Genomic DNA, 22,157 nt, shown 5'->3' with positions numbered 1-22,157 from the left:
AAGCCCCAAACTAAATCCTTGGGGGGCTGATTCTGCTTGGGAAGGTGGTTTATCAGTCAACAATGATGTTGAGGCTGATGACCTCTTCGCGAGCAGGCTCGCTCCCACATGGAGGCCTTTAACCGGCAGGCGTCAACGCCCACTCACGCAACACATTCTTGGTCACTTTCCCCGCCGCATTGAGCGGCATGCTCTCAAGCACCTGCACCCGACGCGGCACCTTGTAGTTGGCCATCTGCTCCCGGCACCAGGCGAGGAAACGGGTCTGTTCGATTTCGATGCCTGGTGCCGGCAGCAGGAAGGCCATGGCCACTTCCCCCATGCGCTCATCGGGAATGCCAATGACCGCCACTTGGGCGACGCCCGGATAGGTCAGCAGACATTGCTCGATCTCCGCCGGGTACACGTTGAATCCGCCGGTGATGAACATGTCCTTGAGGCGGTCAGTGATGCGCAGGTAACCCTGTTCATCGAGCAGGCCGATGTCGCCGGTGTGCAGCCAGCCGTCAGCGTCGAGCACCTCCTGGCTGGCCAGGGGGTTGTTGAAATAGCCCTGCATCAGGTTGTAGCCGCGCACCTGGATTTCACCGGGTATATTGGCAGGCTGGCTGCGACCGTTGTTGCCGACGCAACGGACTTCTACCCCCGGCATCGCCCGGCCGCTGGTGTTGGCGACCGTTTCCGCGCTGTCGCTGGAACGGCAAATCGTGGCGAAACCACAGACCTCGGTGAGGCCGTAGGCGGTGACGATGGTGGCGAAACCCAGTTCGTCGCGCATGCGATGGATCATTTCCACGGGAATCGCCGCCGCACCGGTTACCGCCACCCGCAATGAGCTCAAATCGAAAGCATCGCGTCGCGGATGAGCAAGCAGCGACTGATAGAGCGTCGGCGGCCCTGGCAACACAGTGATGCGTTCACGCTGGACGCATTCGAGCACCGCCTGAACATCGAACACCTGTTGTGGCAGGATCGTGCAGCCGCGCATCAACGCGGCGAGCCACCCGGCCTTGTAGCCGAACGAGTGGAAAAACGGATTGACGATCAGGTAGCGATCACCTTCGCGCAAGCCGACGATGTCGCTCCAGTCGCGCACGATCCGCAGGTTTTGTCCGTGGCAGGTCATTACGCCTTTGGGCTTGCCGGTGGTGCCGGAGGTGAAAAGCAGGTCGGACAGGGCTTGAGGGCCGACCTGTTGTTCGCGGCTGCGCAGGGCCAACTGAGGCATGTCAGTCGCCAAGTCAAGGAATCTGTCCCACGGCAGGGTGCCCGAGCCGGCACCGCGCAGGGTAACGATGTGGCGCAGAGCTGGCAGGTTTTCGGCGGCCAGCATGCCCGGGTAGTCCGCGCCGAGAAATTCGCCGATGGCGAACAAAACGCAGGCGCCGCTCTCACGCAGGATGTAACCGGCCTCGCTGCCTTTCATGCGCGTGTTGAGCGGCACCAGTGCCGCGCCCACACTCTGCAACGCGCCAGCGGCAACGATCCACTCCCAGACATTGGGCGCCCAGATCGCCACCCGATCGCCAACCTGAACGTCCAGTGCCAGCAGCGCACGGGCGGCCTGGCGACGCAACCGGTCGAGTTCGCGGTAGCTGATCGAATGTCCCGAATCCTCGATGGCCGGGCGGTCGCCGAAGGCCTGGGCGGCGTTGGCGAACAGTTGTGCGATGGTCAGTGCGGTGGCGACAGGCGGCATGGGGCCTCCCCGGTTAGAAGACTGGTACGGAAAAGGGAGTGAGCCGGGCAGGGCACCCGGCTGGATAGCGATTTACGCGGCAGGCGGGGCGAAGCGGCGACCGGCGGAGAAACCGCCATCCACGGCGATCATCTGTCCACTGACAAAGGACGCTTCGTCCGAGGCCAGGAACAGCGCAACGTTGGCCACTTCTTCCGGTTGTCCGGAGCGGCTGAGCATGTGTTGCGAGGCGAAGAAGGCGTGGAATGCGTCATTGTCACGGACCATGCTGGTCATCGGCGTTTCGATCAGGCCGGGGCACAAACCGTTGACGCGCACGTTGGCGTAGCCGTAGTCGATGGCCATCGAACGGGTCAACTGGTTGATGCCGCCCTTGGACACGTTGTACGCCACGTTGCCGTCGCAGCCCTGCAGGCCGAAGATCGAACCGACGTTGATGATCGAACCGCTGCGCTGCTCGACCATCGATGTCAGGGCGTACTTGCTGGTGAGCATGCTGCCGGTCAGGTTGATGTCCATCACCCGTTGCCAGTTGGCGGTGGTGGTCTGGGTGACGCTGCCCTGATCGGCGACGCCAGCGGCGTTGACCAGCACGTCGATGCGCCCGAAGCGGCTGACGACTTCCTGCATGACCTGCTGTACCTGCGCTTCGTCGCGCACGTCCAGGTTCATGAACAGGCCGGGGAAATCCGCCGGTGCGCTGCCGATGTCCAGGCCGATCACTTGCGCGCCTTCGGCGGCGAAACGGCGCACGCAGGCCAGGCCGATCCCCGAAGCGCCGCCGGTAACCACCGCGACCTTATTGTGCAAACGAGCCATAACTGCACCTCTTTTATTGTTGTGGGCTAATGCTGTGGCGAGTCTAACCGCAGACCGGGCCCGGGTGATCGTCCAATGAGACTAAGGCGACGGAGCTCTTTTGGTCACGCCCTCCTGTAGGAGCGAGCATGCTCGCGAAAAACGTCCTGGCAAGGTGGGCATTCAGATACCCCGCGTTATCGTTGACGACCATCGCGAGCATGCTCGCTCCTACAGGGGAGAGGGTCTCAGTCCGGGAATTTCAGGCGTACCCGTGCGCCGCTCGGACGGCTCTGACAGGCCAGGGTCCAGCCTTCGGCCAGCTCCTTGGCGCTCAGCACGTCGTTGCGCGCCAAACGGGTTTCACCTTCGGTGACCACGCACATGCAGGCCCCGCAAAAGCCTTCTTCGCACGACGACGGCACATCAAGCCCCGCCGTCTTGCAGCTTTGCAGCAAGGTGTCGCCAGGACGACAGGCGATTTCGTGCTGCTGGCCATCGAGTTCCACGATCAATGCTTCGCAGTGCGAGTCGAGGGCGGCGGCATGGGCCACCGCTTCTTCGGCCAGCAACTGGTCAGGGTCCGGCGGCGAAACAAAGCGTTCGACATGGATGCGTTCGGCGCTTTCGCCCAGTGCCAGCAGCGTGCGCTCCACGGTGTCCATGAACGGCCCCGGCCCGCAGATGAAGTAATCACCGCCAGCCGTACCACCCAGTAGATGGTGGACTTGATGGTCCGTCAGGAATCCCTGTACCGAATCAAGGACATGAACCACGTGCAGTTGATCAGGATGCGCCTTGATCAACTGCCGCAGTTCGTCCTTGAAAATCACCGACGCTTCATCGCGGTTGGCGTAGATCAATCTGATCGGCCGCCGGCTGCTGTGCAGCACCGATTTGAGAATGGAAAACACCGGGGTAATGCCCGAACCGCCGCCGAACAAGACCAAGGGCTTTTCGGTGTCCACCGACTGTTGCGGATCCAGGCAGAAATGCCCGGCCGGTGGCAGCACCTCCAGCCAGTCGCCGGCCTGCACCTCGTTCATCCAGTTCGACACCCGGCCACCGTCGACCCGTTTCACTGTGACCTTGGGCAGTGCATCCACGAGGGGCGAACTGGCCATGGAGTAGCAGCGAGTCAACAGCTTGCCGGCGCAGGGCACGCGAAAACTCAGGAACTGGCCCGGCTTGTAGCGAAAACGTTCCCGCAGCGCCGGCGGGATATCCAGCACCAGCGAGCGCGCGTCGACGGTCTCGTCGATCACCGCGCACACCTGCAATGAATAGCTGCCCGTCGACGATTGGGCCGGTGTCAGGTTCTGCTGTTGCGTGCCCATGTTCACCTCGACCTCAGAGCCCGCTGATCAGTTGCGCATTGTCGACACGGATCTCGGCACCGTTGACGAAGCGCGATTCGTCGGTGGCCAGGAACAGCACCACGTTGGCAATGTCCCGTGGCGCGGCCATGCGGTTCATCGGGTCCTGGTCCAGCGCTTCCTGAGGGATCGCCTGGCCACCGGCCAGGGCCTGTGTCATTGGCGTGTTGACGCCATCCGGGTGCACGCTGTTGCAGCGAATGCGGTAGCCCTGTTGTTTGCAGTGCAGGGCGATGGAGCGGGTCATCGCCGCTACGGCGCCTTTGGAGGCCGAGTAAGCACAGAACATCGGCATCGCGCCCAGCGCCGCCACCGATGACATATTGATGATCGAGCCGCCGCCGGTTTCTTTCATCGCCTGGATCGCGTATTTGCAACCCAGGAAGTAACCGTCGCCGTTGATCTTCTGCACCTTCTGCCACAGTTCCAGGGAGGTGTCTTCGATGCTGCCCAAGGCCAGGATGGCCGCATTGTTGACCAGTACATCGAGTCGGCCGAAGTGTTCGAGGGTAGTTTTAATCACCTGTTGCCAGTCGCTTTCGCTGGCAATGTCGTGACGGATGAACAGAGCGTTGTTGCCAATTTCCGCGGCGACCTGACGGCCGGCTTCCTCGTTGAGGTCGGTCAGCACCACTTTGGCGCCTTCGCGGGCCAGCAGCAGGGCATCTTCGCGACCGATGCCGCTGGCGGCGCCGGTGATGATGCAGACTTTGCCTTCTACACGTTGCATTGTTGTTCTCCTGAGCGTGTGGTTTGAAGTGCGGCTTGATCGGCCACGTGGGCCGCAGCCCGGCGACCGGAATAGATGCAGTCGGCCAGCGACAGGCCGGAGACATACAGGTTGGAGGCGACCCCGACGGCGTTGCGTCCGGCGCTGTACAAGCCGCGAATAGGTTGGCCTGCGTGATCGAGTACACGGCCGCTACCCTCGCAGACTTTAAGCCCGCCGAGGGTGATGACCGGGCAAGGGAACAGTTTGCTGTCGAACGATAGGTCGAGGGCGTACCACGGGCCTTGTTCGAGATTGGCGAGCATGCCTGCGGATTTGCCGAACTCATCGGCGACTTCACCCCGTGCAGCGCGGCTGTAGCGTTCGACGCTCTGGCGCAGCAGTTCCGGCGGCAGATTGCAGCGCCTGGCCAATTGGCCGAGGTCATTGCTGCGTTTGGCGTTGAACAGCAGGTTGAGCAGCACTGGCAGACGCTGGAAATTCCAGACTTTGCCCGGACCAACCTGACGCAGCGCCTCACGCACCAGCGCCCGGTTGAGAATCAGGATGGCGCGGCCGTCCTGTTCTTCGACCATGGCGTGGCCAAGGGTCGCGCCGTAGATTTCTTCGTTGGCGTAACGCTCACCCCGGGCATTGACGATCAGCCCACCGGCCCAGGCCAGCGGCGGGTTGATGAACCGCCAGGCACTGACCTTGTCCATCCGCGCCACACTGCCACCGGCGCTCTGGCCCAGGGCGATGCCGCTGCCATTGCAACCGGTCGCGCCCAGTGGCAAGCCGGCCAGGTATTGTGGTGCGTGCTGGCGCATCAGTTCTCGATTGAAGATAAAACCGCCGCTACTTAGCAGCACACCATGCTCGGCTCGGATCAAATGGCGTTCGGCATGGTTCCTTTCGATGCGCCGTTGGCGGGCGCGAAGACGGTCGGCAACGGCCGGGGCGTACATGTGAATGGCGCTGGCCCAGCGCGACAGGCGCGCATGTTGCCGGGCGGCGCGGCTGTCCGGTGGCAGTTGCCAGGCTTCGACCCCGAGCACTTGATTGTTGCAATCGAGTACCAGCCGCCGTACTTCACACTGGCTGCGCAGGCGTGCGCCGTGGCGCAAGGCGCTGACCTTGAGCGGGGCGAACAGGCTGGCGCCGGACATCCCCGGGCCTTTGGTGCGGTGCCCGCGAGGTGCCGGTTTGGCGCTGGCGGCATAGGCCGGAACGGCTTCGTTGCCGGAGTAATAGAGGTAGTACTGGTCGCTCGGGTACGAAGTCTTGTGCGGCGGCACGCTGGATTCGAAGGCGACGCCCTGACGTTCGAGCCAGGCCAGTTGCCCGCGACTGCCAGCGCAGAAATCCTTGAGCGTCTGGCTGCTGACGGCGTCACCGACTTCCTGACGCAGGTAGTTGAACATGGCTTCTTCGGAATCGTCGTAGCCCGCCTGACGCTGGTACGGCGTGCCGCCACCGGCATATACCACGCCCCCGCTCAGCGCCGTGGCGCCACCTCCTTCGAAGCGATCCAGCGCGAGCACTGCCAGGCCACGGCTGGCAGCCTCGATGGCGGCACAGACGCCGGCCCCGCCGAAACCGACGATCAGCAAGCCGCAGCGATCATCCCAACTCACTTGGTCGGCGTTGTTCACTCGCAACGCCGTCAACCCGTTCAGGCCGCTCATGCCCGGGCCTCAACCGGCGACAGCGAGGGAGGGGGTCGGCTTGGCGGTCGTGGTGTAGTTGCCGTCGAGGTAGACCAGCGGGGTGATCGCATCGCTGGTGTGGATTTGCAGGATGCGCCCGATGAACACGGTGTGGGTGCCGTAGCTGAAGTGGCCGTCCTGACGGCAGAGGATTGCCGACTGTGCGTCGCCCAAGTAGGGAATACCGCCGGCGCTGGTCAGCCAGTTGCCTCGGTCGAAACGCGCCTCGCCCTTGATCGCACCGCTGCACAGGTGCGCCAGGTCCTGCTGTTCGACACCCAGGATGTTCACGCAAAAGTCTGCGCCGGTGGCCAGTGCGGCATGGGGCGAGGCGGTTTTGTTCACGCAGATGAGCAGCGATGGCGGCTCGGTGCTGAGGGAATCGACGGCCGTGGCGGCCATGGCGAAACGTTCGGAGCCGTTGCTGGTGCTGATAATGGTGACTGACTTGGCCAGGCGGCGCATGGCCTGGAGCATGTCGGCTTTGAGGTTGATGTCGTTCATCGCGCTGGGCCTTTTGGTTGGGCTGGGAGTGCGATGGATTCTTGCTCTGGCGCCTGTCTTGAACATCGTCCGAGGGGACTAGGCCTTGGCGGCCTCTGGGCCGACCAGGCTTGGGGTGGGTTGTGTGTTTATCCGTTTCTTCGGTAATGGCTGCTGACGGTTTCGCCCTTACGGCGAGTCCCTTTGGCAAACGCCCCAAAGGAACCAAAGGTCTTGCCCCAGCGTCCGGCCCCTCGCCGGGGCTCGGGGTTCCTTCGCTCCGGCATTCATCCGGGGGCATCGCCTCCGGTTTGCTGCGCTGCACCTCCTCTCGATGTGTGCGGCTTCGCCGCACGGCGCTACGCGCCTGCCCCCGGATAAACGCCTCCACTCAGCCTGCCGAAGGGGCGGGTGGATCAAGATCAAAAGCTTGCAGGCGAGCTAACGCTCGGCCTGTTGAGTGGTGAGAGGCGGGTCGGGTGCACACCGTCCCCTGTGGGAGCTGGCTTGTCGGGTCGCCGCATCGCAGCGATGGCGGCCTGACAGCCGACCTGATTTCGCGGGTGTACCCGATCCCATGTAGGAGCGAGCCTGCTCGCGATGGTCGTCAACGATAACGCTGGCCGCCTGACACCCCGCGGTGTACTGGTGTCCATCGCGAGCAAGCTCGCTCCTACAGGGATCCCCGATCTGCTTTGGCTTTGGCTTTGGCTTTGGCTTTGGCTTTGGCTTTGGCTTTGGCTTTGGCTTTGGCTTTTGATCTTGATCTTGAGCTGCCCCGTCGGAAGGCCGAGTGGAGGTGTTCATCCGGGGGGTAGGCGCGTAGCGCCGTGCGGCGAAGCCGCACACATCGAGAGGAGGTGCAGCGCAGCAAACCGGAGGCGATGCCCCCGGATGAATACCGGAGCGAGGGTATGCCGAGCCTAGGCGAGGCACCGTACGTCAGGGGATCAAGCGTTTGGTTACTTTGCGCTTTTCAAAGTAACCCGCCGTAAGGGCGGAACCAATAGCAGCCGTTACCGAAGGAATGGATATGTACTCGACAAGGAGGCCGCCATCGCGAGCATGCTCGCTCCTACAGGGGGATATGTGGTTCTGTGCGCATGGTCCGTTTGAGGGATGCCCGCTCAATCGCGCATTGCTTGAATGCGAGGGTAGGGGCGCTACACCCGCCCCGCTGCACGCGCGCCCCGGCGGATGGGGTGGACAAAGGAGAACAATAAAAATGCTCAACCAAGACCTGATTCGCCAGCGTCTGAGCCAACGTGCCCGTGAGTTGGTGCCGATCCTGCGTGAACGCGCTTTGAGTGCCGCGCAGGCCGGTGTGTTGCCTGAAGAGACCTTGAAGGATTTTCACGACGCCGGTTTTTTCCGCATTCTCCAGCCCGCGCGCTGGGAAGGTTATGAACTGGAGCCCAAGGATTTTTTCGACGTACAGATGACCCTTGCCGAAGGTTGCATGTCGTCGGCCTGGGTGCTGGGCGTGGTGGCGATCCACAACTGGCAACTGGCACTGTTCGATGACCGCGCCGCGCAAGATGTATGGGGCGATGATTCCAGTGTGTTGATCTCGTCGTCCTATATGCCGGTGGGCAAGGTCGAGCGGGTTGAGGGTGGTTTCAAGTTGAGCGGGCGCTGGGGCTTTTCTTCCGGCAGCCAGCATTGCGACTGGGTATTCCTCGGTGCGCTGGTGCCACCGGAAGAGGCGGGCGGGGCGCCGGATTATCGGACCTTCCTGGTGCCGCGCGCCGACTACCGGATTGTCGATAACTGGAGCGTCATGGGCCTGGAAGCCACCGGTTCCCACGACATTGTGGTGGAGAACGCCTTCGTTCCCGAGTACCGCACCCATCGCGCCCTCGACGGGTTCATGCAGAACAGTCCGGGCAACGCAGTGAACACCGCACCGTTGTTCCGCCTGCCATTCGGGCAGATTTTCGTGCGCGCCGTTTCCTCTTCCGCCATCGGCGCCCTGCAGGGTGCGGTGGATCAGTTCGTCGAGCACAACCGCGCCCGGGTCGGGGTCAATGACGGGCGCAAGATGGTCCAGGACCCGGCCGCGCAAGCAGCGCTGGCCAGTGCCATGGTGTGCGTCGACGAGTGCAAGACGGTCCTGCATCGCAACTTCACCCTGATGCTGGAACGAGCGCAGAAGGACCAGCCGTTGAGCATGCCCGAGCGGGTGAAGATGCGTTACGACTCGGCGCTGGTGGCCGACAAGTGCGCCAAGGCCGTGGGCGAGCTGATGTTCAACAGCGGCGCCTCGACCATCTTCCGCAGTCATCCGATCAACCGTGCGTTCCGCGACATTCACACCGGTCGTGCCCACGTTGCCAACAGCCCGGCCAAGTACGCCTGGAACCTGGGTGGGGTCAGCATGGGCCAGGACAGCAATGACTTTTTCCTCTGATTTTCTCCATGAATCAGCTAGTCCGTTTGCGTGATTCGAGCGCCCCGCCGATGCCCGAGCATGGTGGCAAGGCACAGGTCTCTGGCGCCGACTGCGCATCCAAATAAGCACAAGGATCAACCATGAAATTTTCCCTGATTTACGAAGCCCAGACGGTGGACTCCAGCCGCGAGGGCGACCGCAAGATTTTCGACGACACCGTCGAGCAAGCGGTGCTGGCCGACAAGCTTGGCTTCGACACCTTCTGGTGCGTGGAACACACGGCGCTGAGCAACTACTCGCACATGTCGGCACCGGAAACCATGCTGGCGTTCGTGGCCGGCAAGACCGAACGCATCGGCATTGGCCATGGCGTGGTCTGCCTGCCGCCGGCGATGAACCACCCGGTGAAAGTCGCCGAACGCATCGCCACCCTCGACCTGCTGTCCAAGGGTCGTGTGCACTTCGGCGTGGGCAAGGGCGGCACCCAGCAGGAGGCGGGCACCTTCGGCTACGACCTGGCGACCTTGCAGCCGCAGATCGACGAGATGATGTACCTGATCCCGAAAATGTTCGTGTATGACGAGATCGAGCATCAGGGTGATTTCGTGCAAATCCCGAAACGTCCGATCCATCCAAAGCCGTATCAGGACCCGCACCCGCCGATGTACCTGGCGTGCACCAACACCGAATCGCTGAAAAACGCCGGCGGTCGCGGCATGGGCGCATTGGTGCTGGGTTTCGGTGGCCCGGAGGAAATCGCCAAGAAGGTCGAGGTGTATCACCAGGCCTGGGACAACCGTGATGTGAAGCATCAGGTGGGTTTCCGCCCCAACCGTCACATCGCCGCGTTGTGCCCGGCCATCGTCCTGGACGACAACGCCGAAGCCCGTCGCATCGGCATCCGTGGCCAGCGTTACTTCATGGAGTCCCTGGGCTACTGGTACGGCGGTGGTGAGCGTCCGGACCCTGAGAAGTGGAAGGACGACACCTTCGTCGATGGCAACGGCCAGAGCGTGATCAAGTCGCGCTTCGCCTCCGAGGAAGTCAGCGTCGATTTCTCCGACCCGACCATGGCCATGATGAACCCCAACCACGCCTACGGCACCGTCGAGGATTGCATCGGTTACGTGCAGCGCCTGATCGATGCCGGCGCCGATGAAATCCTGTTCATCTGCCAGATGGGCACCGTGCCGCAATGGGCGCAGCTGGAGACCCTGAAGAACATTGGCGAGAAAGTGATCCCGCATTTTCGTAAGGGCTGACGCCCGCCGATTGAACACCGCATAGCCCCTGTGGGAGCTGGCTTGCCAGCGAAGAGGGCGGCACATTCAGAGTGGATGTTGACTGACAGACTGCCTTCGCGGGCAGGCTGGCTCCCACAGGTTTTTGTGTTGTTTAAAAGATGTCAGTGTTACTTGATGAAAGCTACAAAATCTTGCGGCACTGCCTACAGCTACGCCAGAATCCGCCGGCTTGTGCGCCCCGGACCCCCTCGGTAACTTGATTCGCGTCACTGCTCATCAGTGATCGGGTTTAGCAGCCTGTGGTTACACGAAGCGCACATGCATCCAGACAGTCAGGTCATTTCAGGCCTGCACTTCATGGTAGCTGTGTGCAGGGCGCCCTCGGGCGCGCCGGTTTTCGTGTTCGCCGGTCTGCTAACCTGCCCACAGCTGCCACCCTTCGTTTAGCAGCGATTGGTGAAGGCTCCACGTTTTAAGGACCGAAATGAAAAAGCCCTCGCCTAATCCACCGGAAACCGAACGAATCCCTTCATACGCCGACCTCCGCGCCAGACCGCGCAAACCTTCCACGATGTACACCCTCAACCCCGAACTCGATGCCCACTCCTTGCTCGGTGACGCCTGCGAATCCCTGGCCTCGGCCCACGTCATGACCCTGGACCTGGCCGACCGCACCGAAGGCCCCAGTCGTAATTTCCTGCTGGGCATCGCCCAGATCATCATGCTCGGCGAACTCTCGGTGAACTGCGCGCTGGATCAGCTAAACCCACGTGAGTAACGGCTAACCCGAAACCTGTGGGAGCGAGCCTGCTCGCGAAAACGGACTTACATTCAACATCTATGTTGACTGTCAGGGCGCCTTCGCGAGCAGGCTCGCTCCCACAGGTTTTTATGCCTGGCCCATCTTTTTCGCTAGTCCCATTGGACGATGTTGCCCCTCCCCGAACCCGCTTGAATAGGCCTACATAAAGTCTCCCCCGGCAGCCGCCGAAGGGCGGCAGGCCTTGAGCAAAACGAGGAGTGCATCCATGGATATCCGTGGTCTGGGTTACGTCACCCTGTTGTCCAGCGATCTGGCGCAATGGCGTCATTACGCAAGCCAGGTGCTGGGCATGATGGTGGCCGGCGACGATGAGCGCCTGTACCTGAAGATGGACGAGCGCCATTACCGCATGCTGGTCGAGAAAAGCACACAGGACACTTTTGGTGCCTGCGGCTGGGAAGTGGCGGGCAAAGCGGCGCTCGAGCAGGCGGTCAGCGAGTTGCAACAAGCCGACGTGCAAGTCACCCGCGGTACAACCGTTGAAGCCGAGCTGCGCAAGGTTCAGGAACTGGTGCACTTCAGCGATCCGGACGGCAATCGCCATGAGCTGTTCTGGGGCCCGTTGCAGGATTTCGCCCGTTTTGTCTCGCCGATTGGGGTCAAGGGGTTTGTCACCGACGAGCTGGGCATGGGTCATGTGGTCCTGCCGGCGCCAGCCTTCGACCGCTGCCGCGACTTCTACGAACAGGTAATGGGCTTCGGCCTGTCGGACCTGATGAAAGTCCGGTTCACCCCGGACCCGGCCGAGCCGCAAAAACGCATTCACTTTTTGCACTGCAACAACGGCCGCCACCACTCCCTGGCGATTTTCGAGTGCCCGATGCCCCATGGCTGCGTGCACATGATGGTCGAGGTCAACGCGCTGGACGAAGTCGGCCGCGCCCTGGACCGCGTGCATGCCAACGGCGTGAAGCTGTCGGCGACCCTCGGCCAGCACACCAACGACCAGATGATCTCTTTCTACATCAAGACCCCGTCCGGGTTTGACCTGGAGTACGGCTGCGATGGCCTGGTGGTCGACTGGGAGCGCCACACGCCGTTCGAAAGCACCGTGGTCAGCCACTGGGGCCACGACTTCAGTGTCGGTCGCCAATGAGGAACAAGACCTTGAACAAGCAAATGACCACGGCCGAAATCGTCGGCCAACTGCGCAACGGCATGACCATCGGCATCGGTGGCTGGGGCCCGCGGCGTAAACCGATGGCGTTGATTCGCGAGATCCTTCGCTCGGACCTCAAGGACCTGACGGTGGTCGCCTATGGTGGCGCCGATGTCGGCATGCTCTGCGCAGCGGGCAAGATCAAGAAATTGGTATTCGCTTTTGTCTCGCTGGATTTCATTCCGCTGGAACCCTATTTTCGCAAAGCGCGCCAGGAGGGTGCGCTGGAGGTCATGGAAATCGATGAAGGCATGCTGCTGCTGGGCCTTCGCGCAGCGGCGATGAACGTGCCATTCATTCCGACAGCGGTAGGGCTGGGTACCGATGTCTTGCGCCACAACCCACAGATCAAATTGATCGCTTCTCCATACGCCGACGGCAAGGACTGGGTGGCGATGCCGGCGCTCAAGCTGGATGCGGCGCTGGTGCATGTCGATCGCGCCGATGTTCGCGGTGTGTGTCAGATCTCGGGTCCCGATCACTACATGGACGACCTGTTCGTGCGCGCCGCGACCCACAGCTACGTGACCTGTGACGAGCTGGTCGACAGCACGTATTTCCATCAGGACACCGGCCACGCCCATCAAGTGTTCTGGGAGCGCAACCTGACCACCGCCGTGGCCCACGTGCCGGGCGGTGCGCATCCGTCTTCCTGTGCGCCGCTGTACGGTTTCGACGTGGCCCACTTCAAGGCCTACAACGCCACGGTCCAGGCGGCCGATGGCTGGCAGGGCTATGTGCGCGACTACGTCGAGTGCACCCACGAACAGTATCTGGAAAAGGTCGGCGGCCTGGCGGCGATCCGTGAACTGCCGTTGCCGATTTTCTAAGGAAGCCTTGCGATGAACACGACTACTTATAGCCTCGCCGAACTGATGATTTGCGCCGCCTCCGAAGTCTGGCGCGAAGACGGCGAAGTATTGGCCACCGGCATCGGGGTGATCCCGCGTCTGGCCGCCTCGCTGGCCATGCTGACCCGTAACCCGCAACTGCTGATGACCGATTCGGAAGCCTACATGGTCGCCGAGCCGGTGCCGCTCGGCGCACGCAATGGCTATGAGCCCAAGCGCGACAGCTGGATGGGCTTCTCGCGGATTTTCGACAACGTCTGGGGCGGCAAGCGCCATGCGCTGGTCGGTCCGACCCAGATCGACCGTTTTGGCCAGGCGAACATTTCCTGCATTGGCGATTACGCCAAACCCAAGGCGCAGATGCTCGGCGTGCGCGGTTTTCCCGGCAATTCGATCAGCCACGCCAACTCATTTTGCGTGCCTAGCCATAACCGTCGGGTGTTCGTCGAAGGCGAGGTCGATATGGTCGCCTCGGTCGGCTACAACCCGGCGCGACTGGCCCGTGGCTGGTCGCTGGATGACATCGATATCCGCCTGATCATCACCGATCTGTGTGTGCTGGATTTCCAGGGCCCGCAGCGGCAGATGCGCATTCGCTCGCTGCATCCGGGCGTGACCGTGGCGCAGGTGCAGGACAACACCGGATTTGAGCTGCATGTACCGCAAGACTGCCCGATCACGACGGCACCAACGGTCGAGCAGTTGCAGTTGATCCAGCGCCTGGACCCGCACAACCTGCGCGCCTTGCAGCTCAAAGACAACCCGCCAGGCCAGCGCTGAGCGTCCCCGGTTTTGGAGAAAAGTGATGGCTGAAGATAACGATAAAAACCAGGCCGAGGTGGTGCTGTACGAAGTGCGCGACGCGGTGGCGCTGGTCACCATGAACCGCCCCGAGTACCACAACGCGCAGAATTCGCAGATGACCTACGCGCTGGACGCGGCCTTTCGCCGGGCCTGCGATGACGATGAAGTGAAAGTCATCGTGCTGCGCGGCGCCGGCAAGCATTTCTCCGCCGGGCATGACATCGGCACCCCCGGTCGTGACGTCGACAAGACCTTCGACCGCGCCAGCCTGTGGTACGACCATGTGAACAAACCGGGCGGCGAGTTTCTCTATGCACGCGAGCAAGAGGTCTACCTGGGCATGTGCCGACGCTGGCGCGAGATGCCCAAGCCGACCATCGCCATGGTCCAGGGCGCGTGCATTGCCGGCGGGTTGATGCTGGCGTGGGTGTGCGATCTGATCGTTGCCAGCGAGGACGCGTACTTCGCCGACCCGGTAGTGCGCATGGGCATTCCGGGTGTCGAGTATTTCGCCCATGTGCATGAACTCAATCCGCGCATCGCCAAGGAGTTCCTGTTCCTCGGCGAACGCATGCCGGCACCCCGTGCTTATCAGATGGGCATGCTCAACCGGGTAGTCCTTCGCGACGAGCTGGAGCAACAGACCCTCGATATCGCCGGGCGCATCGCGCAGATGCCGCGCCTGGGGCTGCAACTGAGCAAGCAGGCGGTGAACAACGCCGAAGACTTGATGGGCAAGCGCGCGACCATGGACATGGTCTTTGGTCTGCATCATTTCGCCCATGCCCACAACGAACTGGTTTCCGGCGACCGTCTCGGCGGTTATGACGCCAGGGCCATGGCCAGTTCGCAACGCAAGACGAGCGGGGCGTGAGCATGGCGATTTCTCTGAACACTCGACTGACCGAACTGCTCGGTTGCCGTTATCCGATTATCCAGACCGCCATGGGCTGGGTGGCCGATCCGAAACTGGTGGCGGCCACGGGCAATGCGGGGGGCTTCGGTTTTCTCGCCGGGGCAACGATCGAACCACAGCAGATGGAGGCGGCGATCCTCGAAACCAAACGCCTGACGGATCAGCCGTTTGGTGTGAATTTTCACATGTATCAGGCCAATGCCGGCGAGATCGTCGAACTGGTGTTGCGTCACAAGATTCGTGCGGTCAGTTACAGCCGTTCGCCCGGCAAGCAAATGATCAGCCGGCTGAAGGATGCCGGCGTGGTGTGCATCCCCACGGTCGGTGCTTTGAAGCACGCGCAAAAAGCCGTGGAAATGGGTGCCGATGCGGTGACCGTGCAGGGCGGCGAGGGTGGTGGGCACACAGGTTCCGTGCCGACCTCGATGTTACTCGATCAAGTGGTCAACGCGGTTTCTGTTCCGGTGGTCGCCGCAGGTGGTTTCAAGGATGGCAAGGGCCTGGTCTCGGCCCTGGCCTATGGCGCCGAAGGCATTGCCATGGGCACGCGCTTTTTGATGTGCGCCGACAGCCCGGTGCCTCGAGCGACGTTGGCGCGTTATTTGGCGGTCAAGGACCCGGCGGCGATCATCATCAGTCGCGCCATTGATGGCATGCCGCAAAGGATGATCCGCAACGAATTGCTCGACCAGCTTGAGGCGAGTGGAGGCCTCAAGCGCCTGCTGCTCGCCTTCCAGAGTGGCCTGGCGTATCGCCGCCATACGGGCATGAGCCTGACGCAACTGCTCGGCAGCGCCTTGAAGATGCGCGGCGCTGGCGAACTGACCGCCGCGCAAAGTCTTATGGCGGCCAACGCACCGATGGTGATCCAGAAAGCCATGGTCGATGGGCAACCGGCCGCTGGCGTGTTGCCCGCCGGACAGATCGCCGCTTCCATCGACAGCCTGCCCAGCTGCGCCCAATTGATTGAGCAGATCGTCCGCGACGCCGAAACGCGCCTGGGCGAGCTGTGCCGCCGTGTGTCGTGAAGGGAAAAACTCATGAAACCATTTAGCGTCAGCATCGATAACGGCATTGCCGAACTGGTGTTCGACCGGCCTCCGGTCAACGCCTTCAATAGCCAGGGCTGGGCCGACATCGCCAGCGAGATTGAAAACCTTGGCCGTCATCGCGACGTGCGGGTGATCGTGATTCGCGCCGAAGGCCGGGGCTTCTGCGCCGGGGTCGACATCAAGGAACTGGCCGCCGACGGCAACCTGATCGTCGCGGTGAACAAGGGCAACTACGACAGCTTCAAGGCCATCCACCGCAATCCGAAACCGGTGATCGTCGCGGTGCACGGCTTCGTGCTCGGCGGCGGCATCGGCATCTGCGGCGCTGCCGACATCATTGTCGCTTCCGAGTGCGCAACGTTCGGTGTGCCGGAGGTGGATCGTGGCGCCATGGGTGGCGGTGCGCATTTGCAGCGCCTGTTCCCGGTGCAGAAGGTGCGGCACATGTACTTCACCGGTGAGCCGATCAGCGCTGCCGAAGCCTGGCGTCTGGGTGCGGTGGAGCGGGTGGTCAAGCGTGAGGATCTGCGCGAAACCGCCTTGCAGATCGCCCGCACCATCGCCGCGAAGAGCCCGGGCATGATCAGCCTGGCCAAGGAAGCGCTGACCGGCATTGAAGACGGCAATCTGGAAGACAAATACCGCTGGGAGCAGGGCTTCACCCTTGAAGCCTATCGCTCGCTGGACTCTCAGGAAGCACGCGACTCGTTCGTCGAGAAACGCGATGCCCGATTCAACGGCTGAAGGCACCTCCATGGACCTGACCTATACCCCGGCCCAGCAGGCTTTTCGCGCCGAAGCGCGAGCCTGGCTGGCGTCCAATGTACCGAGTGAACCGCTGCAATCGTTCGACACCGAACAGGGCTTTGCCGAGCACCGTGCCTGGGAAGCCAAACTCAACGAAGGCCGTTGGGGCATGGTCACCTGGCCGACCGAACTCGGCGGGCGCGGTTGCGACCTGATCGAGTGGCTGATTTTCGAAGAGGAATACTACCGTTCCGGGGCTCCGGCGCGGGTCAACCAGAACGGCATCTTCCTGCTCGGCCCGACCCTGATGGAGTACGGCAGCCAGGAGCAGAAGGCGCGTTTCCTGCCGCGCATGGCCACTGGCAAAGACATCTGGGCCCAGGCCTGGTCTGAGCCGGGCGCCGGGTCGGACATGGCGGCGATCCGCTCACGGGCCGAACGTGTCGGCGACCATTATGTGATCAATGGCCAGAAAACCTGGTCGACCCGCGCGGTCTGGGCCGACTGGGCGTTCGGCATTTTCCGTACCGATCCGCAGTCCCAGCGCCATCACGGCCTGACGTTCATCCTGCTGCCGCTGGACACACCGGGCATCACCGTGCGGCCGATCCCGCAGCTCAATGGGCTACCGGGGTTCGCCGAGATCTTCTTCGACGACGTCAAGGTGCCGGTGGAAAACGCCTTGGGTGGCGAGGGCATGGGCTGGCATGTGGCGATGTCCACCGCCGGCTTCGAGCGCGGCTTGCTGCTGCGCTCACCGGCACGGTTTCAGGAAACCGCCCGCCGCCTGGTGCAGCTGTACCAGGCCAACCGCGAGCACGCCGACCGCGACCCGGCCATTGGCGAAGCGGTGATGCGCGCCTGGCTGGACGCCGAGGCCTACACCCTCAACACCTACATGACTGCCTCGCAACTGGTGCAGGGCGGAAAGATCGGCCCGGAATCCTCGACCAACAAGATCTTCTGGTCGGAGTTGGACCAGCGCATGCACGACACGGCCATGAGCATCCTCGGCCGGCGCGGCGAGCTGCTGCCCGAGGCTCCGGCAGCGGGCGATGTCGGTCACTGGCTGGACGGTTTCCTGTTTGCCCAGGCCGGGCCGATCTATGCCGGCACCAACGAGATCCAGCGCAACATCATTGCCGAACGCATGCTCGGCATGCCGCGTGCCTGAGGAAGAGACCATGGACTTTAGTTTCAGCCGCGATCAATTGCTGTTCCAGGACAGCGTCAGAAGTTTTTTGATCAATGAAGTCACCCCGGAGCGCATTCGCGAACTGTGGCAGAGCGACAGTGGGCGCAGTGACGATTTGTGGGTGCAACTGGTGGAACTGGGCCTGACCGCCCTGACCGTACCCGAGGCGCAGGAAGGCATGGGCCTGAATGAACTGGACTTCATTCTGATCGCCCAGGAATGCGGTTATGCCGGCCTGCCCGAGCCTTTGGTGGACACCATGCTGGTGGGCGTGCCGCTGCTCGCCGCCCTCGATGAGGACCATGCTGCGCTTAAGCAAGACTGGCTGGGCCGGGTGGCCGGGGGGCGGGCGCGGCTGGCGATTGCCGAGCCGGGCAACCCGCTGGTCAGCGATGCCCATGTCGCCGACTTACTGTTGCTCGCCCATGGCGACGAGGTACACGCGCTGGAGCACAGCGCCGTAGAGCTGATCCGCAACGAGTCGGTCGACCCCAGTCGCCAACTGTTCCAGGTGCAATGGACGCCGACCGCGGCTACTTGCGTGGCCAGTGGCGAACAGGGCCGGCGCTTGCTGGATAACGCGTTCAATCGTGGGGCGTTGGCCAGTGCCGCGCAATTGCTGGGCCTGGCCAAGCGCATGGTCGACCTGGCGGTGGACTACACCTTCGAACGCAAGCAGTTCGGCAAGCCGGTGGGTTCGTTCCAGGCGGTCAAGCATCTGATGGCCAATGTCGCGGTGCAGATCGAGTTCGCCAAAGGTCCGTTGTATCGCGCCGCGTATGCGGTTGCCGAACAGCAACCGGGGCAGGACGTGCTGGTATCCCACGCCAAACTGGCAACGGCGGAAGCGGCGATGCTCGCGGCGAGGAACAGCATCCAGGCCCACGGCGCCATGGGGTACACCTGGGAAGTCGATCTGCATCTGTTCATGAAACGCGCCTGGGCGCTGGACAAGGTCTGGGGCGATCGCGGGCTGCACAAGGGGCGGATTCGCGGGGCGTTGTTCGATGACAATCCAGCCTTGGGTGCCGGCAGCACTTTCTGACCAGGTGAAAAACACTGTGGGAGTGAGCCTGCTCGCGAAGAGGCCGGCACATTCAACATTGATGTCGCCTGCCATGCCGCCTTCGCGAGCAGGCTCGCTCCCACAGGTTTTCGGCACCCTTTGAAGACTTCATTTTTGACTGAGGTAAACCATGCCTGAAGCCTACATAGTCGACGCCCTGCGCACGCCCACCGGGCGGCGCAAGGGGGGGCTGAGCCATATTCACGCCGCCGACCTGGGCGCCCATGTACTGCGCGAACTGGTCCAGCGCAATGACATTCCCGACGACGATTACGACGATGTAATCTTCGGCTGCGTCGACACCATCGGCCCTCTGGCCGGGGACATCGCCCGCACCAGCTGGCTGGCCGCGGGCCTGTCGCAAGCGGTGCCCGGCACCACCATCGACCGCCAGTGTGGCTCGTCCCAGCAAGCGGTGCACTTTGCCGCCCAGGCGGTGATGAGCGGCACTCAGGACGTGGTGGTGGCGGGCGGCGTGCAGACCATGACGCAGATCCCGATTTCCTCGGCGATGATCGCCGCTGAACCGTTGGGCTTCAGTGATCCGTTCAGCGGTTCCGAAGGCTGGGTCCGGCGTTATGGTGCGCAACCACCGACGCAATTCCGTTCGGCGCAGATGATTGCCGAGAAGTGGGACTTGTCCCGTGCCGATTTGGAAGCCTATTCGCTGGAATCCCATCAGCGGGCCTTGCGGGCCATCGCCCAGGGCAACTTCAACCGTGAGATCGTGCCGCTGGCGGGTTTGCGCCACGACGAAACCCCGCGCCAGACCAGTCTGGAAAAAATGGCCGAGCTGGAATTTCTGTTCGGCTGCGACCGGGTGACTGCGGCGGTGTCCAGCCAGACCTGCGACGCGGCCAGCGCCATGTTGATCGTCTCCGAAGCGGCGCTCAAGCGTTACGGGCTGACGCCCCGTGCACGCATTCATCACATGAGCGTGCGCGCCGAAGACCCGATCTGGATGCTGACCGCACCGATTCCGGCTACGGCCTATGCACTGAAGCGCGCCGGGATGAAACTCGAAGACATCGACCGGGTGGAGATCAACGAAGCCTTCGCCTCGGTGGCCATGGCCTGGCTCAAGGAAACGGGTTATCCCCATGAGCAGACCAACGTCAACGGCGGCGCGATTGCCCTCGGCCACCCGCTGGGGGCCACCGGGACCCGTTTGATGTGCAGCCTGTTGCATGAACTGGAGCGCAGTGGCGGCCGTTACGGTTTGCAGACCATGTGCGAAGGTGGTGGCCAGGCTAACGTGACGATTATCGAGCGGTTGTAAGCGGACTCTATCTCAAGAAACACACCGAACCTGTGGGAGCTGGCTTGCCAGCGATGCAGACGCCGGGGTCTATCAGTCACACCGTGGCGATCCCATCGCTGGCAAGCCAGCTCCCACAGGGATTGAGTTGAATAATGTGAAGGAACAGCCATATGAAAATCTGTGAAAACCGCGTCGTGATCATCACCGGTGCCGGCGGTGGCCTGGGCCGTGCCTACGCGTTGGCCTTCGCCGCCGAGGGCGCGAAGGTGGTGGTCAACGACATCAATCGCGAAGCGGCTCTGGCGGTGGTCGGCGAAATCCTCGGCCAGGGCGGTAGCGCCGTGGCCAACAGTGACGACATCACCCGCTATGACTCGGCGGCGCTGATCGTGGGCCAGGCGATTGAAACCTTCGGCGGCCTGAACGTAGTGGTCAACAACGCCGGCATCTGCCGCGACCGCATGTTCGCCAGCCTCACCGAAGCTGATTGGGACGCTGTAGTGGCGGTGCACCTCAAAGGCCATTTCTGTATATCCAGTCATGCCGTGAAGTACTGGCGCGAACAAGCCAAGAGCGGCGCGAAGGTCGATGCCCGAATCATCAACACCAGCTCCGGAGCCGGTTTGCAGGGATCCATCGGCCAGTCCAACTATGCGGCGGCCAAGGGTGGTATTGCCTCGTTGACCCTGGTGCAGGCAGCGGAACTGGGGCGCTACGGTATTACCGTCAATGCGCTGGCCCCGGCGGCGCGTACAGGGATGACCGAACAAGTGTTCGCCGAGACGATGAAGAAACCGGAGGAGGGGTTCGATTACTTTGCCCCGGAAAACGTCGCGCCGTTGGTGGTGTGGCTTGGGTCCGAGGCTTCTTCCGAGGTCACCGGCCAGATGTTCGAAGTCGAGGGTGGCAAGTTGTCGATTGCCGACGGTTGGCGTCGAGGTCCGGAGCTGGATCGCAAGGGTCGCTGGGCGGTGGGCGAGATGGGCGAAGCCGTGGCGCAGTTGCTGACGCAAGCGGTTCCGGCGGCGAAGGTGTACGGTAGCTGAAAATTGTTTTACGTCTCGGGACGGTCGCGCATGGCTATAATCGGCGTTCCCCCCTGTAGGAGCGAGCATGCTCGCGATGGTCGTCAACGATAACGCGGGCCGTCTGTTTGCCCGAGGTGTCTGATCGTTCATCGCGAGCATGCTCGCTCCTACAGAAGATCCAGAAGATCATTTACCTCTCACCACACGAGACCTGCCATGACCATTTCCCTGTACGACGCTTCGGTACCTGTTTTCAAACAAATGCTTAACGCCCTGAGCGATGTGTTGAAAAAGGCCGAAGCCCACGCCACCGCCAAAAACATCGACCCGAACGCCTTCCTGCAAGCGCGCCTGTTCCCGGACATGTTCCCGCTGGTGCGTCAGGTGCAGATCGCCGTGGACTTCGCCAAAGGCGTTTCTTCGCGCCTGGCCGAAGTTGAAGTACCGAAATACGACGACACCGAAACGACCTTCGCTGAGTTGCAGGCGTTGCTGACCAAGGTTCTGGCTTACATCGGCGAAATCAAGCCAGAGCAGATCAACGGCAAGGAAGGCATCGAAATCGTGACCCGTCCGGGCACGCCTAAAGAGAAGCGCTTTTCCGGCCAGGCTTACCTGCTGACCTACGGCTTGCCGCAGTTCTTCTTCCACGTCACCACCGCTTACGCACTGCTGCGTCACAACGGTGTGGAAGTGGGCAAGCGTGATTACATGGGCGCGTTCTAAACCGCCCAGCGACAAAAAAGCCCGCCACGGTGCAAGCCGTGGCGGGCTTTTGCTTTTCTGTGGGAGCGGGGGGGGGGGGGGGGGGGGGAGGGGGGGGAAAAGGGCCGGGGGCTCTGCAC

20 protein-coding genes are annotated in these 22,157 nt (G+C 62.4%); 14 read left to right on the top strand and 6 right to left on the bottom strand.

Annotated elements, in window-relative coordinates; all coding sequences use genetic code 11:
• Nucleotides 1-118: 118 nt before the first annotated feature.
• From ACSFE6_RS25555 to ACSFE6_RS25530, 6 genes are all read right to left on the bottom strand, one after another.
• A complete protein-coding gene (locus tag ACSFE6_RS25555; RefSeq protein ID WP_435430189.1) occupies nucleotides 119-1,699 on the bottom strand; it encodes a FadD3 family acyl-CoA ligase in 1,581 nt (526 codons plus the stop codon).
• Between the two features lie 72 nt (nucleotides 1,700-1,771).
• The gene (locus ACSFE6_RS25550) at nucleotides 1,772-2,518 is read right to left on the bottom strand and encodes an SDR family NAD(P)-dependent oxidoreductase (protein ID WP_435430188.1); all 747 of its coding nucleotides are present in this window, start codon (nucleotides 2,516-2,518) and stop codon (nucleotides 1,772-1,774) included.
• 227 nt (nucleotides 2,519-2,745) lie between these two features.
• On the bottom strand, nucleotides 2,746-3,834 hold the full coding sequence (locus ACSFE6_RS25545) for a 2Fe-2S iron-sulfur cluster-binding protein (RefSeq protein ID WP_435430187.1): 1,089 nt from the start codon (nucleotides 3,832-3,834) through the stop codon (nucleotides 2,746-2,748).
• 13 nt (nucleotides 3,835-3,847) lie between these two features.
• Entirely contained in the window at nucleotides 3,848-4,603 is a 756-nt protein-coding gene (locus ACSFE6_RS25540) for a glucose 1-dehydrogenase (protein ID WP_435430186.1), read from the bottom strand.
• The gene (locus ACSFE6_RS25535; protein ID WP_435430185.1) at nucleotides 4,591-6,270 is read right to left on the bottom strand and encodes an FAD-binding protein; all 1,680 of its coding nucleotides are present in this window, start codon (nucleotides 6,268-6,270) and stop codon (nucleotides 4,591-4,593) included. The genes ACSFE6_RS25540 and ACSFE6_RS25535 overlap by 13 nt, the downstream gene beginning before the upstream one ends.
• Before the next feature lie 9 nt (nucleotides 6,271-6,279).
• Nucleotides 6,280-6,795: a flavin reductase family protein gene (locus ACSFE6_RS25530; RefSeq protein WP_435430184.1), complete on the bottom strand. Its 516-nt coding sequence runs from the start codon at nucleotides 6,793-6,795 to the stop codon at nucleotides 6,280-6,282.
• Nucleotides 6,796-7,999: 1,204 nt separating this feature from the next.
• Here ACSFE6_RS25530 and ACSFE6_RS25525 point away from each other — a divergent pair.
• From ACSFE6_RS25525 to ACSFE6_RS25460, 14 genes are all read left to right on the top strand, one after another.
• A complete protein-coding gene (locus ACSFE6_RS25525) occupies nucleotides 8,000-9,184 on the top strand; it encodes a flavin-dependent monooxygenase (RefSeq protein WP_435430183.1) in 1,185 nt (394 codons plus the stop codon).
• Nucleotides 9,185-9,306: 122 nt separating this feature from the next.
• Nucleotides 9,307-10,428 carry an LLM class flavin-dependent oxidoreductase gene (locus ACSFE6_RS25520; protein WP_435430182.1) on the top strand — a complete coding sequence of 374 codons (1,122 nt, stop codon included), beginning with the start codon at nucleotides 9,307-9,309 and terminating at the stop codon, nucleotides 10,426-10,428.
• 466 nt (nucleotides 10,429-10,894) lie between these two features.
• Complete coding sequence (locus ACSFE6_RS25515; RefSeq protein WP_435430181.1) at nucleotides 10,895-11,188, top strand: DUF6124 family protein; 294 nt, start codon at nucleotides 10,895-10,897, stop codon at nucleotides 11,186-11,188.
• A 250-nt stretch (nucleotides 11,189-11,438) separates the two neighbouring features.
• Nucleotides 11,439-12,329, top strand: a complete 891-nt coding sequence (locus tag ACSFE6_RS25510; RefSeq protein WP_435430180.1) for a VOC family protein — start codon at nucleotides 11,439-11,441, stop codon at nucleotides 12,327-12,329.
• Nucleotides 12,330-12,340: 11 nt separating this feature from the next.
• On the top strand, nucleotides 12,341-13,222 hold the full coding sequence (locus ACSFE6_RS25505) for a CoA transferase subunit A (RefSeq protein WP_435430179.1): 882 nt from the start codon (nucleotides 12,341-12,343) through the stop codon (nucleotides 13,220-13,222).
• A gap of 12 nt (nucleotides 13,223-13,234) precedes the next feature.
• Nucleotides 13,235-14,023, top strand: coding sequence for a CoA-transferase subunit beta (locus ACSFE6_RS25500; RefSeq protein ID WP_435430178.1), 789 nt, complete (start codon nucleotides 13,235-13,237; stop codon nucleotides 14,021-14,023).
• Nucleotides 14,024-14,048: 25 nt separating this feature from the next.
• On the top strand, nucleotides 14,049-14,921 hold the full coding sequence (locus ACSFE6_RS25495; protein WP_435430177.1) for an enoyl-CoA hydratase: 873 nt from the start codon (nucleotides 14,049-14,051) through the stop codon (nucleotides 14,919-14,921).
• Nucleotides 14,922-14,923: 2 nt separating this feature from the next.
• A complete protein-coding gene (locus ACSFE6_RS25490; RefSeq protein WP_435430176.1) occupies nucleotides 14,924-15,991 on the top strand; it encodes an NAD(P)H-dependent flavin oxidoreductase in 1,068 nt (355 codons plus the stop codon).
• A gap of 12 nt (nucleotides 15,992-16,003) precedes the next feature.
• Nucleotides 16,004-16,759, top strand: coding sequence for an enoyl-CoA hydratase family protein (locus tag ACSFE6_RS25485; protein ID WP_435430175.1), 756 nt, complete (start codon nucleotides 16,004-16,006; stop codon nucleotides 16,757-16,759).
• A 10-nt stretch (nucleotides 16,760-16,769) separates the two neighbouring features.
• Nucleotides 16,770-17,936 carry an acyl-CoA dehydrogenase family protein gene (locus ACSFE6_RS25480; RefSeq protein WP_435430190.1) on the top strand — a complete coding sequence of 389 codons (1,167 nt, stop codon included), beginning with the start codon at nucleotides 16,770-16,772 and terminating at the stop codon, nucleotides 17,934-17,936.
• Nucleotides 17,937-17,946: 10 nt separating this feature from the next.
• Nucleotides 17,947-19,002: an acyl-CoA dehydrogenase family protein gene (locus ACSFE6_RS25475; RefSeq protein ID WP_435430174.1), complete on the top strand. Its 1,056-nt coding sequence runs from the start codon at nucleotides 17,947-17,949 to the stop codon at nucleotides 19,000-19,002.
• A 151-nt stretch (nucleotides 19,003-19,153) separates the two neighbouring features.
• Nucleotides 19,154-20,302, top strand: a complete 1,149-nt coding sequence (locus ACSFE6_RS25470) for an acetyl-CoA C-acetyltransferase (protein ID WP_435430173.1) — start codon at nucleotides 19,154-19,156, stop codon at nucleotides 20,300-20,302.
• A gap of 152 nt (nucleotides 20,303-20,454) precedes the next feature.
• Nucleotides 20,455-21,330, top strand: coding sequence for an SDR family oxidoreductase (locus ACSFE6_RS25465; RefSeq protein WP_435430172.1), 876 nt, complete (start codon nucleotides 20,455-20,457; stop codon nucleotides 21,328-21,330).
• A 198-nt stretch (nucleotides 21,331-21,528) separates the two neighbouring features.
• Nucleotides 21,529-22,038, top strand: coding sequence for a DUF1993 domain-containing protein (locus ACSFE6_RS25460; protein WP_435430171.1), 510 nt, complete (start codon nucleotides 21,529-21,531; stop codon nucleotides 22,036-22,038).
• The last annotated feature ends 119 nt before the right edge of the window (nucleotides 22,039-22,157 follow it).

Source organism: Pseudomonas baetica (genome assembly GCF_051216495.1).
In the GTDB taxonomy this organism is placed as follows: Bacteria; Pseudomonadota; Gammaproteobacteria; order Pseudomonadales; family Pseudomonadaceae; genus Aquipseudomonas; species Aquipseudomonas baetica_B.
The sequence above is the reverse complement of the archived record's forward strand: the minus strand, read 5'-3'. Positions and strand labels throughout refer to the sequence as shown.

Coding starts and splice junctions, on each gene's coding strand:
- ACSFE6_RS25515 (WP_435430181.1), top strand. CDS start 10,895: ATGAAAAAGCCCTCGCCTAATCCACCGGAAACCGAACGAATCCCTTCA.
- ACSFE6_RS25555 (WP_435430189.1), bottom strand. CDS start 1,699: ATGCCGCCTGTCGCCACCGCACTGACCATCGCACAACTGTTCGCCAAC.
- ACSFE6_RS25485 (WP_435430175.1), top strand. CDS start 16,004: ATGAAACCATTTAGCGTCAGCATCGATAACGGCATTGCCGAACTGGTG.
- ACSFE6_RS25490 (WP_435430176.1), top strand. CDS start 14,924: ATGGCGATTTCTCTGAACACTCGACTGACCGAACTGCTCGGTTGCCGT.
- ACSFE6_RS25500 (WP_435430178.1), top strand. CDS start 13,235: ATGAACACGACTACTTATAGCCTCGCCGAACTGATGATTTGCGCCGCC.
- ACSFE6_RS25530 (WP_435430184.1), bottom strand. CDS start 6,795: ATGAACGACATCAACCTCAAAGCCGACATGCTCCAGGCCATGCGCCGC.
- ACSFE6_RS25525 (WP_435430183.1), top strand. CDS start 8,000: ATGCTCAACCAAGACCTGATTCGCCAGCGTCTGAGCCAACGTGCCCGT.
- ACSFE6_RS25465 (WP_435430172.1), top strand. CDS start 20,455: ATGAAAATCTGTGAAAACCGCGTCGTGATCATCACCGGTGCCGGCGGT.
- ACSFE6_RS25460 (WP_435430171.1), top strand. CDS start 21,529: ATGACCATTTCCCTGTACGACGCTTCGGTACCTGTTTTCAAACAAATG.
- ACSFE6_RS25480 (WP_435430190.1), top strand. CDS start 16,770: ATGGACCTGACCTATACCCCGGCCCAGCAGGCTTTTCGCGCCGAAGCG.
- ACSFE6_RS25550 (WP_435430188.1), bottom strand. CDS start 2,518: ATGGCTCGTTTGCACAATAAGGTCGCGGTGGTTACCGGCGGCGCTTCG.
- ACSFE6_RS25470 (WP_435430173.1), top strand. CDS start 19,154: ATGCCTGAAGCCTACATAGTCGACGCCCTGCGCACGCCCACCGGGCGG.
- ACSFE6_RS25545 (WP_435430187.1), bottom strand. CDS start 3,834: ATGGGCACGCAACAGCAGAACCTGACACCGGCCCAATCGTCGACGGGC.
- ACSFE6_RS25510 (WP_435430180.1), top strand. CDS start 11,439: ATGGATATCCGTGGTCTGGGTTACGTCACCCTGTTGTCCAGCGATCTG.
- ACSFE6_RS25540 (WP_435430186.1), bottom strand. CDS start 4,603: ATGCAACGTGTAGAAGGCAAAGTCTGCATCATCACCGGCGCCGCCAGC.
- ACSFE6_RS25495 (WP_435430177.1), top strand. CDS start 14,049: ATGGCTGAAGATAACGATAAAAACCAGGCCGAGGTGGTGCTGTACGAA.
- ACSFE6_RS25535 (WP_435430185.1), bottom strand. CDS start 6,270: ATGAGCGGCCTGAACGGGTTGACGGCGTTGCGAGTGAACAACGCCGAC.
- ACSFE6_RS25520 (WP_435430182.1), top strand. CDS start 9,307: ATGAAATTTTCCCTGATTTACGAAGCCCAGACGGTGGACTCCAGCCGC.
- ACSFE6_RS25475 (WP_435430174.1), top strand. CDS start 17,947: ATGGACTTTAGTTTCAGCCGCGATCAATTGCTGTTCCAGGACAGCGTC.